Genomic DNA, 18,204 nt, shown 5'->3' with positions numbered 1-18,204 from the left:
CCGTTTCCAATCGATCTTAATTTAGGCTGCATCCGCGAGGGAGCCACCGCCTAATGATATCGAATGCCATTCCCATGAATAACAAGGCCGTGGCCGCGCTTCCGAAACATTTGCTCCAGTTCGCGGTGGACCAGTGCTACGACGAATACACCTCGGTCGATCACGCCGTCTGGCGCTTCATCATGCGCCAGAACACTTTTTTCCTGAAGGAATACGCCCATAAAGTTTATTTCCAGGGGCTGCTCGACACCGGCATTTCCTTCGAACGCATCCCGCGCATCCAGGAGATGAACGACATCCTGGGCAAGATCGGCTGGGGCGCAGTCGCGGTGGATGGGTTCATTCCGCCGGCGGCGTTCATGGAATTCCAGGCTTACAAGGTCCTGGTGATCGCGTGCGATATGCGCCAGATCCACCACATCGAATACACGCCGGCGCCGGACATCGTCCATGAAGCCGCGGGACACGCGCCGATCATTGTCGATCGCGAATACTCCGATTACCTCCAGCGTTTCGGCGAAGTCGGTGCGAGAGCGATGCAGTCACGCAAGGACTTTGAGCTCTACGAAGCGATCCGGCATCTGTCGATTTTGAAGGAGCTGCCGAACTCGAAAGAAGAGGAAGTGGCAGACGCGACCCGGGAAGTGGAACAGCGTTTCGCGAATCTTGGGGAGCCGTCGGAAATGGCGCTGCTCTCCCGGTTGCATTGGTGGACGGTCGAGTACGGCCTCATCGGCACGCTCGAAAATCCGAAGATCTACGGCGCGGGTCTGCTCTCCTCGATCGGCGAATCGGTTTCCTGCCTGGAACCGAATGTGAAGAAGATCTGGTATTCCATCGATGCGGCGAATCAGCCGTTTGATATCACGACAAAGCAACCGCAGCTCTTCGTCTGCCGCGATTTCAAGCACCTCAGCGATGTCCTGGAAGAATTCGCCAGCCGGATGGCCTATCGCGTCGGTGGCCTGGAAGGGTTGAACAAGGCGATTGAATGCAAGCGCGCCGCGACTGCCGAGTATTCCTCCGGCCTCCAGGTGACTGGCGTTTTCAGCGAAGTGCTGGCGGACGAAAATGGGCAGCCGATTTATTTGCGGACGACTGGGCCGACGGCGCTGGCCTTCAAGGACAAACAACTCGAGGGGCACAGCAAGGAGCGGCACGCGGAAGGTTTCGGCGCGCCGATTGGCAATTGGAAAGAGACCACGCTTCGGGAAGGTGAAGACGCGAAATTGGAGTTTACGAGCGGCATAACGGTGACCGGACGGGTGGAACGTTTGGTTCGGCCAGACGGCAAGCTGCTGTTAGTGACCTTCTCGAATTGCACTGTGAAGCTCGGGGATCGCCTCCTTTTTGAACCGGCCTGGGGCGAATACGACATGGCGGTTGGTGATCGGATCGTGTCGGTCTTCAACGGCGCGGCGGACAAGGACGCGTATTTGGAGGTCGCGCTCGTGCCGAAGGAGCGCACCATCAAGGCGCCTTCCGACGAGAAACGCAAAAAGCTCGAGAACCTTTACCAGCAGGTCCGCGATATTCGGGAACGCAAAGTCGGTTACGAGCGGCTCGGCGAAATCTGGGAGACGCAACAGGCCGAGCACGCGAATGACTGGCTCCTTTCGATGGACATCTTCGAGTTACTCGATGACGCCGGCGAACAAAACGATCTCAAGCAGCGGATTGTGAGTTTCCTCAACCAGAAAAAACTCACCGATAAAGACAAAGCGACCCTGATCGAGTGGGGCTTCCGGCTGGTAACATATCACAAGGCCGGGCTCGAGACCGCGGGGCAGGTTCGCTAAGCCGCTCGGCGGTCTTCTTCTGTAGCCGCTTCGCTGTGCGAAGCGTTGGCGAGAAGCAGCACACTCACGTCGCCCGCAGGGCGACGGCTACAGATTACAACGCGCCGCTGACGTTTTGCACCATGATATTCTCGACGCCAACATCTGCCGGCCGGGAGAGCGCATAAGCAACCGCATGGGCAATTTCCTCCGGCACCAGCATCTTCTCGCGCGGCCAGTCGCCTTCGACTCCGCTCCAAATTTCCGTGTTGGTCGCCGCTGGATAAACGTTGAGGACGCGGATTCCACGCGGTCGCACTTCTTCGCGGACCGCCTGCGAGAAACCTTCGAGCGCGAACTTGCTCATGCAATAAGTGCCCCAATTCGGAAACCCTGTTTTCGCCGCGATCGATAAAATATTAACGACGGTTGAACCGGCGGACATGAGTGGCAGAAGTTTTTGCGTCAGGAGAAATGGGGCCGTGACGTTGACGGCGAAAGTGGCCTGCCATTCGTCGAGGGTGATTTCGCGGAGCGGTTTTACGCTCGCGATGCCGGCGTTATTGATCAGCGCCTCGAGGGGATCCGGACCAATTTCGTCGACCATCTTCTGAATCGAAGCGGGATTTCGCAGGTCGTAACAAAGCGGGATTGCCTGGCTCGATTTAATTTCGACCCGGCGACAGGTTTCCGCCAGCGCGTCATGATCGCGCCCATGGAGGAGAAGCGCGTGCCCAGGCGCCGCGAGCTTTTCGGCAATGGCTCGCCCGATGCCGCGGCTCGCGCCGGTAATGAGATATCGCTTCATGAGGAAGAGGAACGTTCAACGTCCAACGCTCAACGTCCAACTTCGAATTACGGCGTGGTAACGGACGGTTCCGCGCCTGGGAAATCGCCGTAAGAACGCGTCTAGTGTCGTTGATGAACCTTTTCTACGCCGCCGGAGCGCCTTTTTGGAACGGCGGTTTGTAAATCGCCGCTCCTTGCTCCGGCTTAGCGAATCGAGCAATTGATCATGCCAAACCTGTCACTCGATCTTCGAAGGCGCGCCGTAATCTTGACGGCTTTAAGCCGTCAAGATCTGGGGGCATGTGCTGTAGTGACGGCGCTCTGTCGCCGTAAAAAGAACACGTCAAGTGTCGCTGCGGCTTTTTAGACCGACCCGTAAAGCAGACCAAAGAGCGAGGCCCGCTTTCAAAGCGGGCGCTGCTGCAGACGGCGGTTTGGAAAGCGCCGCTCCTTGGTTTTTGAAGCGACGCGGCTATGACTTTCGCAGGGTGAAGCGGTTGTTGGCGGTCTCCCAGAGACGCAAACGAACAAGGCGCGCGTCCAGGCGCGAATCGAAACCGGGCCAAAGAGCCTGGACGATATTTTCTCCGGTAGAGGGCTTTTTTCGAAATTCCTCGAGTTCGAGATCCAAATGTTTGTCCTGCCAGGGCCGAACGGCCTCCCCCACCCCCGCTTGGAGTGCGGCAAAGTTCATCAACGTCCCGCTTCGTTCATCGAACGGGCCACCGACCGTCGCTTCGGTGATATAGCGATGACCGTGACCCAGCGAGTTATTGCACTTGCCGTAAAGGGCGACGTTTTGATCGGTGGACAGGACCGCGCTGTGCAATCGATGAGCGGCGTTGAAGGGAAGCTGAAGCCCAAGGAAATAGCGATCGCCCTTCCAGTATTCAGCAAAAAAGTCGCTTCGTTCGTGCAGGCGCACTCGCTCGATAGGCAACGACCCCGCGATTCGATGATGAACATACCGGGCCAGGTTTTCAGTCGTAATCGGTTGATTCGCGAGCCCTGGAACCTGTCGATTCAGATTCTTATGGTCGAGTTCCTTTCTCAGCGCATCCATGCTGGCGTGGACGGCGGGAAATTGCGAACGCTCGCCGGGATCCGAGTCGGTCCGAAAAGTCAGCCGCGCCCGATAATTGTGGCCGTGACCAAAGGGTGAAGCCGCGACACCAAACAGCTTTTCATTTTCCTCCCTGGTGAGCCGCGGTGACATCGTTTGCCGCGCCGCGGAAAATTCGAACCAGTAATTTGATTCCAAAATTCCGGTCGCATAGAAGGTCGCGCTGCGCGCTTCCGATTCCGCCAGATGACACGCTATCAGGTGGGCGCTCGAGGAATGAAAAAGGGGCGCGGCCTGGCGAAAAAGCTCGCGCGCCACATTCTCGGCTGTCGGCGGCAGGTGGGCGAACGCGGGATTGTCTTCGTTCAGGAACTTATGATCGAACCCCTCTCGCAAAACCTCGCCCACCCACTCCTTGATCTTGCTGATGTTCAGCAGCATTCCCGTGACGGGATCGACCGTGCCCGAGAAAATGAAATAAACGACGTAATTGCGGCCGGTTCCGTAACGCGCCGCGGTTTCCGGCCCGAAAGCGGCCAGATTTTCGGACTCGCTCCATTCCGGGACGAAAAGACGGCGCGAGGCCGAAAATTCGAGACGCTTGCTGACCGTCAGGAGCATCCCTGATTGTAGGCCGTCTGGGTGAGACGGCACGGGGAAAGTGGCCGGCGTCTCACCGAGACGCCCAGCACATCAGGCCAGGAGAGAGAGAAACTCCGAGCGGGTCCGGCCATCTTCCTTGAAGACACCGAGCAGGCAGGACGTTTTCATGAGCGAATTCTGTTTCTCCACGCCGCGCATCATCATGCAAAGATGCTTCGCCTCGATGACGACCGCGACGCCGGTCGGATGCAGCGTCTTCATGAGCGCGTCGGCAATCTGGATGGTGAGGTTCTCCTGGATCTGGAGCCGACGCGCGAACATGTCGACGATGCGCGCAACTTTCGAAAGCCCAATCACTTTCCCATGCGGAATGTAGGCGACGTGCGCCTTGCCCACGAACGGCAGCAAGTGATGCTCGCACATCGAGTAGAGCTCGATGTCTTTCACGAGCACGATCTCGCTGGCTTCGGAATCAAAAATGGCGTCGTTAACCAGCGTCTCGAGGCTCTGGCGATAGCCGGCGGTCAGGAACTCGAACGCACGCGCGGCCCGATTCGGTGTCTTCAGCAATCCCTGACGCTCGGGATCTTCGCCGACCGATTCCAGCAGGCTGCGGAACGAGCTTTCCATGCCGGCCAGCTTTGCCGCCGCGCAGGGACGCAGGCTCGCGATGCGACGCTCGGCCGCCTGTAATTCCGTTTCGTGATTTTGTCCTGCCATTGCTGTCTCGCCCCCGGTTAGTTGGGAACGTGAATATAGGCAGCCGCCCCAGGGTGTAAAGATTGCCCACGCCGCGGCGCCGCCTGCGCGGGCGACAGCGGACGCAGCGCCGCGATAGACGTCCCGCTATTCCAAGGCGTAGGCTTCGACCACCGCGAGGCCGGTCCCGTTGTTTACTCCGCGCACGATCCCGGTGTACCTCGCCGGCGGCAGAGTCTGGACGATGGCTGATTCAAGGTCGTTGGTCGGCGGAATGGTCATGCTGATCTCCGCTTCCTGGTCGGTGCGCCAGTTATCGTTCTGGGCGACCAGGCCACCGTTCGCGTCGCGCAATTCCAGCCGCGGATCGGCCAGCGTGTTCGCCAGCGGAAGGGAGGGACCAATGGCCCGCACGATCACTTTCCGCTGCATCTGGCCGTCGAAAATAATTCCAGCGATCAGGACATCGTCATTCATCTGGACCAACCCGCGCGTGGAAATATTGGCCAGGCTGGAAGGCGAGCCGGCCTCGAGATCATAGACTTCGACGAGCGCCACTCCGGACGAGGCGCCTTCTCCCCGGACGACCGCGGTGAAACCGCCGGGATTCACGGTCGTGAGAATGGCAGACTCGAGATCGTTCATTGGCGCGAGCGCGCTATCGATGATCTCCTGCCGGTTAGGCGCGTCCCGCCAATTGTCGTTCGTCGCGATCAACTGGCCGGCCGCATTGTAAAGCTCGAGCCGAGGATTCGTGAGGGCTCCCGGCAGCGGAACCGATGGACCGAGAGCGCGAACAATGATCCGTTTCGAAGCCGTGCCATTAACGATGAAGCCGCCGATCAAGACGTTGTCGCCGGTGCCCACCTTCAGGCGCGTGGAAATATTGGCAAACGTTCCTTTGCTCGTCACGCTGAACACGGTGTTCGATCCAGTTGGCAGGTAGTTTAGGGCGACCGCGCCGCCGATGATGTAAACCCGGCTGCCAATGACCGAAGCCCAGATGCCGTGACGCGGGTCGGCCATGTCCTGGATTCGACGCCAGCTGTTGGTGGTTGGATTGTAAACCTCGACATTTGGATAGACCCCTTGACTCCCCTCACCTCCGAAGACGTACAACTCGTCATGGACGACGGCGGCGGCCACGCCGGAACGTCCGGTGGGCATCGGCGCCAGCGTGCTCCAGGAGTTGGTTTGCGGGTCGTAAACCTCCAGGGCGGTTTCCGACGCGGCCCAGCCTCGGCCGGCGGCAACATAAAACTTGCCGTTGATCATACCGCCGGCGCAGTGGTGCCGCGGTATGTTCATCGAGGCAATCGGCGTCCACGTATTCGTCTGCGGATCGAAAACCTCCGCCTGGTTGCCGGCGTTGAGCCCGCCCGCTATGTAAATCTTGTCGTTAAGGACCCCGACGGCCGCGGTGTTGACATGTGGGTAATTCGACGAGGCGACGAAGGACCACGAATCGTTAACTGGGTCGTAAAGGTAGGTCGCGTTCGAAGTCCCGGCGAAGGAGTAGAGTTTTCCCGCCACTACCGCCGCGCAATTGTGATTGTTCACGGCCGGGAGCGGATGAGCTGAACTCCATGTATCGGTGGCGGGATTGTAAACATCCACCGTCGCAGTGGAGTGAACGTCAAAGTCGGTCCCGGTGTAGCCCGCCATGACGTAGATCTTCCCGCCCAAAACCGCTGTGGCCACTTCCTGTCTCTCGGAGGGCATGTACTGGAGATGAGACCATTCCCCGTCGCCAGTCTGGCCGCTGCTCGCAACGGTCAGAACAAACGAGATGATTGCTCCCGCGAACAACGGTTTCATCCCGGCAACACATTCGTGCGCGCCGGCAAAGATCGCAAGCAACGCCCTCTGCGCCCTCTGAGGTTTATTCAATTTCATAGCTCGTGCCTCGGTTATCATCTGGCTGAATTACAAATGCGTTCCAGTCTGGGGTGCTGCCGTCGGGGTTAAATTTTTTTCCCGGGCTTCGGCCGCCTTCTCGGCCGGTGTCCTCGTGTCGGTGGTCGCGGCAGGGGCCTTGGATTTGGTTGGCGACTCCAGCTTCGACGCGTTTTCCTGCGCCAGCTTGCCCGGCGGCTTGGGCAATGTCTTCCCGGTTCTTGCGGTGGTTCGAATGACTCTGTTGTTCACGAACTTGTAGCCCTCAGGGTGCACCCATTCCCCGTTCACGCGCAACCAGCCATTGGCCGATTCAAGGAGACGAGCGCGAGACGGGCCCGAGTCTTTCGCCTTGGTCGTGTCGCGAGAGCTGGGATTGCGGGTGTTTTTCGCCGGCGGTTCGGCCCTGAGGCCTGTCCCAGGCAGGACCAGATTCGCGACGATCAGTAAAGTGCTCGCCGTTTGCATCATACGAGCAAAACGACCCGGCCACAGACGACGGCGAACCTCTCGCTTCGCCAGGAGTGATTCTCTTTCCACACCCTGTAATGCAATAAAGGGCGGAAGAACCTATCAAAAATCAGTCGGAATCGGGGAAAAAGATCGGCCCCTCTCCGGAACACCTGTCTGCGGTATTGTAAGAATCCGTCAATCCCGTAAATTAGGCAGGGTTTGAATGCGTCATCCTTTGATTTAAGGGCTGTGAATTCAGCGGACGCGCTTACTCCGACGAGGGCGAAGGCGAATGGCACCTCGCTGGACGCGATGATTCCCGGCGTTTACGACGAGTTGCTTCGCCTCGCCGAGATCTACCTTCGAGGTGAACGCTCGGATCACACCCTTCAGCGCACCGCCCTCGTTCACGAAGCTTTCCTGCGGCTCGAAAACCAGCAGAGCGCCTCCTGGGAAAATCGCGCTCATTTCCTGGGAATCTTCTCGCGCACGATGCGGCAGACCCTGACGAATTACGCGATCGCGCGAAACCGCAAAAAGCGCGGCGGCAACGACCGCCTGGAGCTTGCCGCGGAATTTTACGAATCTCGCGAGATCGATGTCGTGCGCGTGGACGAAGCGCTTCGGGAATTGGAGAGATTCGATCCACGCCAAAGCCAGATCGTTGAGCTGCGTTTCTTCGGCGGACTGACGGTGCCGGAAATCAGCGCCGCCCTCGGGATTTCCGTGGCCACGGTGCAGCGCGAGTGGGCCCTGGCAAAGATATGGTTGCATCGCGAATTATCGCGCTCTGATTGAATGAGCATGGATCCGCAGCGCTGGCAGCAACTGAAGTCGATCCTCAGTGATGCCTTTGATGAGGAATCGACCAGCGCCCGCCTCGCGTTTGTCCAACGCTCCTGCTCCGACGACCGGGTCCTGCTGGCCGAGGCCGAATCGCTCCTGGCGGAAGCGGAGATTCTGCGCCGCAGCGCGAGCGACGATTTGGAAGCCTGCGCGGAAAATGCCGCGAGAAGAATCCGGCGCGAGGTCGCGTCTCAAACAATTGGCAAGAGGATCGGCGCCTACGTGGTGACGCGCGAGATCGGCCGCGGCGGAATGGGAACCGTCTATCTCGCCGCGCGGGCGGATGGATATTTCGAGAAAGAAGTCGCGATCAAGTTGTTGAATTCCGGAATCGACACGGAGGAAATGGTCCAGCGTTTCCATTCCGAACGCCGGGTCCTGGCGCGGCTCGACCATCCGAATATCGCGCGGCTTTTGGACGCCGGAACCACGGACGACGACAGCCAGTATTTCGTCATGGAATATGTCGAGGGCGTACCGGTGACGCGTTTTCTGGAGCAAAGCAAAGCCTCCATCTCCGCGCGGCTGGAGTTATTCCTGAAGATTTGCGCGGCGGTGGAAGCGGCCCACGCCAATTCGGTTGTGCACCGCGATCTGAAGGCGAGCAACATCCTCGTCACGGGCAAAGGCGATGTGAAGCTGCTCGATTTCGGCATCGCCAAAGTGATACTCGACCCGACCAATCCGCTGGAAGCGACCGCGCTCGACGGCAAACTATTGACACCGGTTTCAGCGTCGCCCGAGCAGGCCCGAGGCGAAGCCGGGACGGTGTCGACCGACGTCTACGCGCTCGGGGTTCTGCTTTACGAAATACTCACCGGCTGCAAACCGCACCGGTTCCCGAATCGCAATCCAACCCTCGAAGAACTGCTCACGGTTCTTTGCGAACAGGAGCCGCACCCTCCAAGCATTGTCGTCAAGGATCCAACCCGCCAACGGCGCCTTCGCGGAGACCTGGACGCGATCGTCGGGTGCGCCCTCCAGAAGGATCCGGCACGACGTTACTCCTCCGTAAAAAACCTCGCCGACGACGTCCGGCGACATCTGGACGGCAAAGCGATCCGTATCCGCGCGAGCGAACCGGCTTACGTTCTTCAGCGAACACTCTCGAAAAGCCGGCCGGTGCGATTTGCTCTAACCGCTCTAGTGGTCGCGGCCGGTTTAGTTCTGCTGCTTCTGGGCAATCGCCTCATCCGCGGCCGCCCGCAGCCGGGCTCGTTCTCTGGAGCGGCGCTCTCAGAGCACCGAGGCGCTCCGCCCTCTGAGATTTCCGCAAATGCTACGGCGCCCACGAAAGGCATCGCCGTTCTGCCGTTCGCGAGCCTTACCGCCGGGGATGCCATCCTGCCCTTCGAGAGTCTCGGCGCGAATGCCCCCGACGCCTACTTTGTCGATGGAATTCATGACGACATTATCGAAGGGCTGACCCAGGTGTCCGAGTTAAAGGTCATAAGCCGCAACAGCGCCGCCCCGTATCGTGGCCGAACGACAAGCAACCGCGAAATCGCACGAATCCTGGGGGTCGCCTACGTCCTGGAAGGCACCGTCCAGAAGGCCGAAGAGCGTCTCCAGATCAATGTTCGCCTCCTTGAAGCTGCGACCGATACCAAAATTTGGGAGCAACGCTACGAAAAGAAATTGGAGGAGATCTTTTCGCTCGAAAGCGAAATCATTCAAACAATCGCGTCGCAGCTGAAGGCGAATTTTTCGCCGGAAAAAGTAAGCGCATTCGCCAAGGCTCCCACCGGCGACCTGGCGGCATATGAACTCTATTTGCGCGCGCGCCAGGCCTTCTACCAACGCGATTATCCGCGCACGCTCGATCTGCTTGGCTCCGCCATCGCGCGCGATCCCCAGTTTGTTCTCGCCTACTGCCTCCTCTCGAAAACACATCTCGACTCTTTCCGTTTTGTTTATCGGTCGGAGCAATCCCTCGCTGCCGGGAAGGAAGCAGCCGAGACCGCCGTGCGTCTGGCGCCTCACCTGCCTGAGGCCCATCTCGCGATGGCGCGCTATTATCGTCTTACCCGAGATTTTGACCGCGAGCTGGAGGAGCTGGAAGGCATGGATGCTCCTCGGGATAAGGCGGAGCGCGCCGAACTCCTCGCGCTGGTGGAGCGACGGTATGGGCGTTGGAAAGACGCACTGAGAGATGGCAGGACCGCCGTCGAATTAGACCCGCACAATCATTTCACCGCTCTCGAGCTTCTCGAGAGCCTTATCGCCTTGCGGCAATTTAGAGAAGCGGAAGAGTTCGCCGATCGGGCCATCAAGCAGTTTCCCCCGGATTACGACGTCCTTTCCATTTACCGGTCCTATTGCCGCCTGGGCCTGGGAAAGTTGGACGAAGCCCGAGCGGTCCTGGAAACCGCGCCGGTCCGGACGAACTGGGGCACTGAACGGTCGATTGAACTGGCCATTTTCGCACGCGACCTCGATCGCGCCTCTGCCTTGCTCGCTACGCTTCCCGTCGAGAAAAAATATGCGATGCCGTGGGAAGGAATCATCGCCAGAATGCGTGGTGAACAGGAGAAGGCGCGGGAATTCTATACCGGCGCTGTCGCGTATTATCAGAACATCCTGGCCGAAAGACCCGAGGATCTGGACAGCCTGAACAGCCTGAGCAGCCTGAGTGTCGCCTACGCCGCTCTCGGCCGAAAGGAAGAGGCGATCCGCACGGCCCAGCATTCGGTGGATTTGGCTCCGTTAGCGCGTAACGCGCTGGATGCGCCGGAGCAAATCCTGGTGCTCGCCGAGGTGTATGCGCAACTTGGCGAAGGAGAAGCGGCCCTCGAACAGCTGGCCAAAATCGCCCATTTGCCCAAAGGCCCGGACTACGGTCGTTTGAAGTTCGATCCTGTTTGGGACGGCATCCGAGCGGACCCGAAATTCCAGCAAATCATGGCCCGCGCGGCCCAACCGCCTGACTGGAATTAATTCACTCCTGATCTAACTGCGAATTACGCGAATGGACTTGGGGACGGCACGCCCTCGTGCCGCGGAGGGAAGACCGCGAATGGACACAAATGCTTGGTAGGGACGGCACGCTGGGCCGTTCGCACCTCCCTATGGCGAACTATCATGCATACCTTGAGCCGAATAGATTGCACGACGGTCGTTTCATAGGAGGATTCACGCTGTGCCTTGGAAACGCATCGTATTGCTCCTGCCTGCCGCAGCCCTCGGGCTTCTCATTATCGTCCCTTATCGCAATTCTCTCATTCGCTTGGTGCTGCTTGCTCTTTGGGGTTTGACCGGGTTGTCCCTCGTCGCAGTCACGTGGCGAAAGAAGGCATTACGAGTTCTTCTGATGCTGATGATCGCTGCGTTCTTCGCGGCCCTACTGATTCCCGGACGCGAAAAAATCAACACTGACCGACTCCGTCAGCGGTTCGTCGACCATCTGAGCCAATACGACGGCGTTCGTTATGTTTACGGCGGCGAGAATCATCGAGGCATTGACTGTTCCGGTCTCGTTCGCGCCGCCATGGTCCGCGCCCTGGCTGACGAAAGTTTGGCCGCGGGCGATCCGGCGCTGCTCCGCGCGGCTCTCCAACTTTGGTGGCGCGACACCAACGCGATTCAGCTGGGAAAAGGCGCCAACGGCTTAACGTTGCCCATCGCCGATGGCGCGGCGATCCCGATGCGAGCTGCGCAAAGCCTTCGTGCGGGCGATCTCGCCGTGACTACATCCGGCAGCCACGTGTTGGCCTGCCTGGGCGCCAGCCGCTGGATCGAAGCCGATCCGGACATAATGCGTGTCCATATCGTTGATCTGAATTCTTCGCCAATTGCCGGACAGGAAGTCCTGATGGTGGCATGGCGGTGGTTGCGCTGACGAATCGGAAGGGAATAGCCCAGCGCACAAGCGTTGGGCTATTTTCGGAATGGAGACGGAACGCCTCCGTGCCGTTTAGTTTGCGCTAATCCAGCCAGCTAAGCGGATACTTCTCGTCGTCGAGCGCGACGGCCTGTTCAGTCAACTCGAGCGTATGCTCGGTGTCGAACATGACGGCGAGCTCTTCGGTCCGCAGCGCGTCTTTGCTCGCCATGATCGTCCCAGGATGCGGTCCGTGGGGAATTCCGCGCGGATGCAAGGTGATCGAGCCGGCCTCGATCCCCTTCCGTGAGCCGAAATTGCCGCGGACGTAGAAGAGCACTTCGTCGGCTTCGACGTTGTCGTGCACCCACGGGATCTTCACCGCTTCCGGATGATAGTCGAGCATCCGCGGCGCGAAGGTGCAGACGACGTAACCGCGAATCTCGAAGGTCTGATGGATCGGCGGCGGCTGATGGACCGTGCCGGTGATCGGCTCGAAATCCTGGGCGTTGAACGTGAATGGGTAAACGAACCCGTCCCAGCCGACGACGTCGCAAGGATGGTGGGCGTGAACCACCCGCGTCCAGCGCGGACCATCTTTCACCAGAACGGCAACGTCTTCGTCTTTATCGATCACCAGCGTTTCAGTCGGCCCATGAAAGTCACGCTCGGAATAGGGCGACCCCATCCGGATCTGGCCTTCATGATTCAGGTAGCGGCGCGGGATGCGGACCGGACCGGTGGACTCCAGGATGAGATAATCTTCTTCTTCGACCTTGTCCGGCACGAGCCGGTAAGTAATCCCGCGCGGGATGACGATGTAGTCTTCGGCGCGATAACGCAGTTTGCCGAACGGGCTCTCCAGCGTTCCCCCACCCTTGAAAACGAAGATGATCTCGTCGGCGCCACCGTTCCGGAAATACTCGTATTCGCCGTAGGTCTTCGCCGGTTTTTGCCGGTAAGCGATCATGTCCTGGTTGAAGAGCATCGGGATCCGGCCGGTGTAGAGATCGCCTTTGCGCGGAACATTGGCGGCCTTGAGGTGGTGATGACGCAGCGGCGCGTCCGTCACCTTCTTCAGCTCTTCACACTTGATCAGCTCGACGCTGCGCACCCGCGTGGGGGGGCGGAGGTGATACATGATCGAGTAAGCTTCGTTGAAGCCTTCCGTCGTGATGACGTGCTCGTAGTAAATGCCTTCGTTTTTATACCCGGGACCCGCCCCGTTGCGATGGAACCAAATGTGGTGCTTTCTCGGGATTTCGCCCAGCTTTTGATAATGCGGCATAAGTTGATCCTCTCGTTAGGCGATTACAGATTGCCCCGCGCTTCCTGTTCCTTTTCCAGCGCTTCAAAGAGCGCCTTGAAATTGCCTTTGCCGAAACTCTTCGCGCCCTTCCGCTGGATGATTTCGAAAAAGAGTGTCGGTCTGTCTTCCACCGGCTTCGTGAAAATCTGGAGCAGATATCCTTCGTTATCGCGATCGACCAGGATGCCGAGGCGGGCGAGCGGCTCCAGGTCTTCGTCGATGTGCCCGACCCTTTCCGGCAGGGTGTCGTAATACGTGGTCGGAATCTTGAGGAACTCGACGCCGCGCGCTTGCAGGTCGGTCACCGTTTTGACGATGTCGTTGGTCGCGACCGCGCAATGCTGGACTCCTTCGCCGTTGTAGAAGTCCAGGTATTCTTCTACCTGCGATTTCTTTTTCCCCTCGGCCGGCTCGTTGATCGGGAACTTCACGAAGCCGTTCCCGTTGCTCATCACCTTGCTCATGAGCGCCGAGTATTCGGTCGAAATATCCTTGTCGTCGAAGGTGAGGATGTTCCGGAATCCCATCACATCCTCGTAGAATTTCACCCACGGATTCATCTGGTTCCAACCGACGTTGCCGACGCAATGATCGACGTAGAGAAGGCCGGTATCAGGCGGGTTGTAGTCGCTCTCCCATTTCCGGAAGCCCGGCATGAAAACGCCGTTGTAATCGCCCCGCTCGATGAAGAGATGGACCGTGTCGCCGTAAGTGTGAATGCCGCTCATCACCACTCGGCCGGTGTCGTCCTTCAACGTGGTCGGCTCCATGTAACTCTTGCCGCCGCGCTTGGTGGTTTCCTTCCAGGCGGAAGTCGCGTCCTCGACTTTGAGCGCGAGAAACTTCACGCCATCTCCATGCAACGCGATGTGGTCGGCGATCGGGTTATTCGGCCGCATCGGCGTGGTCAGGACGAAAGTCAGCTTGTTCTGCCGGATCACGTAGCTGGCGCGATCTTTCACGCCGGTCTCGGGGCCGGCGTAGGCGAGCGATTGAAAACCAAACGCAGTCTTGTAAAAATGCGCGGCCTGCTTGGCGTTGCCTACCCAGAATTCAACGTAATCAGTCCCCTGGAGCGGGAGAAAATCGGTTTCGGCGGACGCGGTTTGTTTGGGAGCGGCGATGGTCGTTTCCATAAGAATTTGAGGTTTCGCGGGCAACTCCACGTTAACCGAACTCCGAACGCCTTTCAAACAAAGCCGAGCCAGCCGCCTGGAATCGTTTCGCACGATGCGCCGGGCTTGTGATCGGGCGAAGGATTTGTTAGACAAAAAGGTAATGGCTTTGAGCCGATCGATTTCGTTCCGTTGATCAATATGACTTTCCTCCGCTATTTCGCCTCGATCGTGGCGGGAGCTCTCGGCTCGTCGGCTATCGGCGGCATATTCGCGTGTGTGGTTGCGCTGGTCTCTCCAGAGTTCGTGGCCTCCCTGTTTGGCCACAGCGCTGGTGGTTCACTGGTGCGCTATGCGGCCGGCGTGGGCATGATCTGGGGCCTGTTCCTTGGCACTGCGGCGATGGGCTTCTCTCTGCTGCTCGTTACCCTGATTCAAATTGCGCGCGTCATGAAAAAGAAGACCGATGGGACGAACCCGTCCTGAAGCGAAAAGGGCAAAACAATCCTATGACAGCCACATACAAGAATTGTCAGAGCTGCGGTATGCCGCTCAAGAAATCGCCGGGAGGTGGGGGACGCAACGCGGACGGCACGGTGAGTACCATGTATTGCTCGTATTGCTATGAAGATGGCGCGTTCAAGCAGCCCGATTGGACGGCGTCCCAGATGCAGGACTTCGTCAAAGCGAAGATGAAAGAGATGGGCTTTCCCCGCTTTCTGGCGTCCTTATTCACAAAAGGAATTCCGAACCTCGAGCGATGGAAGGGTTCCTAAGGGAAATGGCCGAGCCAGGGAATATGCGAACGCCTCGAAGCGGACTTCTCCGGCGATTTGGTAGCGCGTAGCGCCAATGGCGCGACCTCAATTCCAGCCGGGGGCAACGCCCCAGGACCAAGGATTTCCAAGGCTTCCAGCGCTGAAAGCGCGATTCAAATCTTGCACAAAACGTCGTGAATCGCGCTTTCAGCGCTCGGCCTTTTTCGTTCATGAACCGTGGGGCGTTGCCCCAGGCTAAAATTGAATGGCGCCTTTGGCGCGGAACTGTCGCCCACAGGGCGAGAACTACAGAAGCCCGCTAGTGAAATTTAGATCGCTTCGCGGATGATATCCCAGACGCGATGGACGTGTTCTTCGGTGGAGAGGATGTTTCCGAGACCGAGGCGCATGACGATGCGGCCGCGGAGTTTGGTCTGGGTCAGGTAGGCTTTCCCGGAGGCATTGATCTTGGCGACGGTGGCGCTGTTTTTCTGGTCGGCCGCTTTGTCATTGGGGTCCTTGAGGCGGAAGCAGACGACTCCCATCATGACAGGAGCGGACAATTCAAAGCGGGCGTCCTCTTTGACCCAGCCGGCAAAGAGCTGAGCTAACCGCAGGTGTTCGCGGATGATGGCGGCCATCCCGGCGCGGCCAAACGATCGCCAGACGACCCACGCCTTGAGCGAGCGGAAGCGGCGGCCAAGCTGGACGCCGTAATCCATGTAGTTGATCTCGGCGCCGGCGGGATCGCGGAGATGCAGGTATTCGGGGACGAGGGTGAAGAGGCGACGGAGCCGCTCAATGTCGCGGACAAAAAGCGCGCTGAAATCGAACGGAACGAAAAGCATTTTGTGCGGATTGATCACGAGCGAATCGGCTTCGGCCCAGCCGTCGGTGACCCATTTGTGCTCGGGCAACAGGGCCAAACCGCCGCCGTAAGCCGCGTCGATGTGGAGCCACATCTGATGTTCCGCGCAGACTTTGGCGATTTCCGCCACCGGATCGACGCTGGCCGTTGAGGTGGTGCCCACGGTTGCGACGACTGCGAGAGGCTTGAAGCCGTGACGAAGATCCGCGGTCACCGCCTCCCGCAACGTGGCGACGTTCATCCGAAATTCGGAATCGCAGGCGAGCCGCCGCACGTTGTGCTCCCCTAGCCCCAGCGCAATCGCGGCTTTGTCCATTGAGCTGTGGGCCTGGTCGGAAACGTAAATTCGAAAGATAGGCAGCTCGGACCGGCCGGAGAGGCCGAGCGTCCGGATGGAGGTGCTCGCTTCCTCCCGCGCAACCGCGAGCGCGTGCATGGTCGAGATGGAAGCGGTGTCGTAATCGACCCCGGTAAATTCCGCGGGCAATCCGAGCCATTCCCGGAGCCAGTCGAGCACGAGCGTTTCCAGCTCGGTCGCGGCTGGAGACGTGCGCCAGGTCATGGCGTTGACGTTGAGCGCGGCGGTGATCATCTCGGCGAGGATCCCAGGGCTGGTGGTGGTACAGCCGAAGTAGCTCATGAACTGCGGATGGGCCCAGTGGGCCACGCCGGGAACGATCACTCGATCGATGTCGGCGAAGATGCGGTCGAAGGAGGTGCCGGTTTCCGGCGGCGTTTTGTCCAACTGTTCCAGGACCGCGCCCGGCTTGTCGTTCGGGGCAATCCGCCGCTCGGCGATTTTTTCCCGGTAATCGGCAATCCAATCCGCCAGCTCGTGGAGATGTTTGCGAAAAACGTCGGCGGGGATGTCGCCCATCGTTCCGGGCGGACGTTCGGGGCTTTGATTGTTCATTCGTTAGGCTGGCGCGCCGCCGCCTGCGCGGCCACGCGTCCACCGCTGATCCAATCGCGTCCGATGCCTTTCGACAAGATTTTGTCGCCGAAGGGATAACCGCCACGGGCGAATTGCCAGTAGAGCGCCCAGTAGGTGCTGAAGGTGCGCTCGGCAATCCAGAGCGGCGCGAAAAGACAGACGCTCAGTCGAAAGTATTGTCCCGCGTCGCCGCGGCACCGGCCGGCAAAAGCGAGCGCGACACCGCCCACGAAAATGCCGAGCAGGTAGAGCAACAGCGCTTTGCAGCCAAAAGCGAAACCGGCCACCGCCGCCAGCAGAGGCAAACTCAGAAAGAGAGCTGTCTTTAGCCGCAACCCGAAATCCTCGTAGGCCTGCCGCGGCCGTTGTTCGATCCATTTCCGGAAACGCGGCGGCCGTTTTTGCACGAACAGGTTCGTCGCGTAACTGATGGCCGCGCCTTCCCGCGCGAAATGGCGGATCATCTCCTCGTTGTCGAACAGGACATCGCCATCGTAGTGCCCGACCCGCAACATGGTGTCCCGACGAAAGGCGCAGGTGCCCGGGTAATCGGCGGTCCGCAGGGTCGCGCGGTTGATCAGCATCCGGGCAGCTTCCATTCGCGCCCACCAGGGAAGCGGCGAGAGGTAGTTTTGCGGACGCACGACCTCAAAATCGTCGAGGAGCTGGCAAACCCGGTCGATTTGCGCTGCGGTGTAACGGATGTCGTCATCCGCGAGGACGATTTTCGGTGAGGTCGCCAGTTTCACGCCGGTGTGAATGCCGTTTACCTTGTCGTTCAAATAACCGAACGAACGATCCACCTCGTGGTGCCGGCAGAGCGAACTCCAGGCGTTGTGGTTTTCGGCGAACACCGGAGCCGGCGAGCCGTCCATGACCAGCACCTCGCAACCGGCCTCGCCCAGGGTGTGGAAATATTCGGCGAATTCAGCCGCTTCGGCGTCGGAGAAGCTCATTCGTCGAATTGGGAGAAGATAGGTGCAGCGTTTCATTTCCTGTAGCGGCGGTCTCAGACCGTCGATCGTCTATTATCTAATCGCGCCGGCGGTCTGAGACCGCCGCTACAAAATTAATGAGGCGAAGCCAAACGAGGTGGATCGAGCGCTACGCGCTCGATGACGACAGCGTTGCTGCGGAAATGCGCCCCTCGAAGGAAACTAGACGCGTCAATCATCGCGCGGCGTAGCGCGCGATCCACCTGACTGTAGCGGCGGTCTCGGACCGTCGACCTTCATTCCGTCATCAGCCGACGGTCTGAGACCGCCGCTACAGA

General features: G+C 59.2%; 15 protein-coding genes. 6 read left to right on the top strand and 9 right to left on the bottom strand.

The window, feature by feature from the left end:
- The first annotated feature begins 74 nt into the window (after nucleotides 1-74).
- The gene (locus tag VJU77_03320) at nucleotides 75-1,799 is read left to right on the top strand and encodes an aromatic amino acid hydroxylase (GenBank protein ID HKP02369.1); all 1,725 of its coding nucleotides are present in this window, start codon (nucleotides 75-77) and stop codon (nucleotides 1,797-1,799) included.
- A gap of 94 nt (nucleotides 1,800-1,893) precedes the next feature.
- On the opposite strand, the gene VJU77_03315 is transcribed toward VJU77_03320, so the two are convergent.
- From VJU77_03315 to VJU77_03295, 5 genes are all read right to left on the bottom strand, one after another.
- A complete protein-coding gene (locus tag VJU77_03315; GenBank protein HKP02368.1) occupies nucleotides 1,894-2,586 on the bottom strand; it encodes an SDR family NAD(P)-dependent oxidoreductase in 693 nt (230 codons plus the stop codon).
- Nucleotides 2,587-3,039: 453 nt separating this feature from the next.
- A complete protein-coding gene (locus VJU77_03310; protein HKP02367.1) occupies nucleotides 3,040-4,251 on the bottom strand; it encodes a 6-carboxytetrahydropterin synthase in 1,212 nt (403 codons plus the stop codon).
- Between the two features lie 72 nt (nucleotides 4,252-4,323).
- Nucleotides 4,324-4,863 (bottom strand): GTP cyclohydrolase I FolE, encoded by a 540-nt coding sequence (gene folE, locus VJU77_03305; protein HKP02366.1) that lies wholly within the window; start codon nucleotides 4,861-4,863, stop codon nucleotides 4,324-4,326.
- Between the two features lie 216 nt (nucleotides 4,864-5,079).
- Nucleotides 5,080-6,750 (bottom strand): kelch repeat-containing protein, encoded by a 1,671-nt coding sequence (locus VJU77_03300; protein HKP02365.1) that lies wholly within the window; start codon nucleotides 6,748-6,750, stop codon nucleotides 5,080-5,082.
- Between the two features lie 108 nt (nucleotides 6,751-6,858).
- On the bottom strand, nucleotides 6,859-7,299 hold the full coding sequence (locus VJU77_03295) for a hypothetical protein (GenBank protein HKP02364.1): 441 nt from the start codon (nucleotides 7,297-7,299) through the stop codon (nucleotides 6,859-6,861).
- A 231-nt stretch (nucleotides 7,300-7,530) separates the two neighbouring features.
- On the opposite strand from VJU77_03295, the gene VJU77_03290 reads away from it, so the two are divergent.
- The 3 genes from VJU77_03290 (at nucleotide 7,531) to VJU77_03280 (ending at nucleotide 11,965) form a co-directional block, all read left to right on the top strand.
- The gene (locus VJU77_03290) at nucleotides 7,531-8,079 is read left to right on the top strand and encodes an ECF-type sigma factor (GenBank protein ID HKP02363.1); all 549 of its coding nucleotides are present in this window, start codon (nucleotides 7,531-7,533) and stop codon (nucleotides 8,077-8,079) included.
- Nucleotides 8,080-11,064, top strand: a complete 2,985-nt coding sequence (locus tag VJU77_03285; protein HKP02362.1) for a protein kinase — start codon at nucleotides 8,080-8,082, stop codon at nucleotides 11,062-11,064.
- 202 nt (nucleotides 11,065-11,266) lie between these two features.
- On the top strand, nucleotides 11,267-11,965 hold the full coding sequence (locus tag VJU77_03280; GenBank protein ID HKP02361.1) for an NlpC/P60 family protein: 699 nt from the start codon (nucleotides 11,267-11,269) through the stop codon (nucleotides 11,963-11,965).
- An 85-nt stretch (nucleotides 11,966-12,050) separates the two neighbouring features.
- Here VJU77_03280 and VJU77_03275 read toward each other — a convergent pair whose 3' ends face one another.
- Both VJU77_03275 and hppD read right to left on the bottom strand, forming a co-directional pair.
- Nucleotides 12,051-13,235 carry a homogentisate 1,2-dioxygenase gene (locus VJU77_03275; GenBank protein ID HKP02360.1) on the bottom strand — a complete coding sequence of 395 codons (1,185 nt, stop codon included), beginning with the start codon at nucleotides 13,233-13,235 and terminating at the stop codon, nucleotides 12,051-12,053.
- Between the two features lie 23 nt (nucleotides 13,236-13,258).
- On the bottom strand, nucleotides 13,259-14,392 hold the full coding sequence (hppD, locus tag VJU77_03270; protein ID HKP02359.1) for a 4-hydroxyphenylpyruvate dioxygenase: 1,134 nt from the start codon (nucleotides 14,390-14,392) through the stop codon (nucleotides 13,259-13,261).
- Nucleotides 14,393-14,563: 171 nt separating this feature from the next.
- On the opposite strand from hppD, the gene VJU77_03265 reads away from it, so the two are divergent.
- Together VJU77_03265 and VJU77_03260 are read left to right on the top strand one after the other, a co-directional pair.
- Nucleotides 14,564-14,857: a hypothetical protein gene (locus VJU77_03265; GenBank protein ID HKP02358.1), complete on the top strand. Its 294-nt coding sequence runs from the start codon at nucleotides 14,564-14,566 to the stop codon at nucleotides 14,855-14,857.
- 23 nt (nucleotides 14,858-14,880) lie between these two features.
- Nucleotides 14,881-15,147 (top strand): zinc ribbon domain-containing protein, encoded by a 267-nt coding sequence (locus VJU77_03260; GenBank protein ID HKP02357.1) that lies wholly within the window; start codon nucleotides 14,881-14,883, stop codon nucleotides 15,145-15,147.
- A 311-nt stretch (nucleotides 15,148-15,458) separates the two neighbouring features.
- Here VJU77_03260 and VJU77_03255 read toward each other — a convergent pair whose 3' ends face one another.
- Together VJU77_03255 and VJU77_03250 are read right to left on the bottom strand one after the other, a co-directional pair.
- Nucleotides 15,459-16,910, bottom strand: coding sequence for a pyridoxal-dependent decarboxylase (locus tag VJU77_03255; GenBank protein HKP02356.1), 1,452 nt, complete (start codon nucleotides 16,908-16,910; stop codon nucleotides 15,459-15,461).
- Nucleotides 16,907-17,887, bottom strand: coding sequence for a glycosyltransferase (locus VJU77_03250; protein HKP02355.1), 981 nt, complete (start codon nucleotides 17,885-17,887; stop codon nucleotides 16,907-16,909). Before VJU77_03250 ends, VJU77_03255 begins: the two co-directional genes overlap by 4 nt.
- Nucleotides 17,888-18,204: the final 317 nt, after the last annotated feature.

The sequence above is a fragment of the Chthoniobacterales bacterium genome (genome assembly GCA_035274845.1).
GTDB lineage: Bacteria > Verrucomicrobiota > Verrucomicrobiia > Chthoniobacterales > UBA10450 > AV80.
This window is presented reverse-complemented; position numbering and strand designations above follow the sequence as displayed.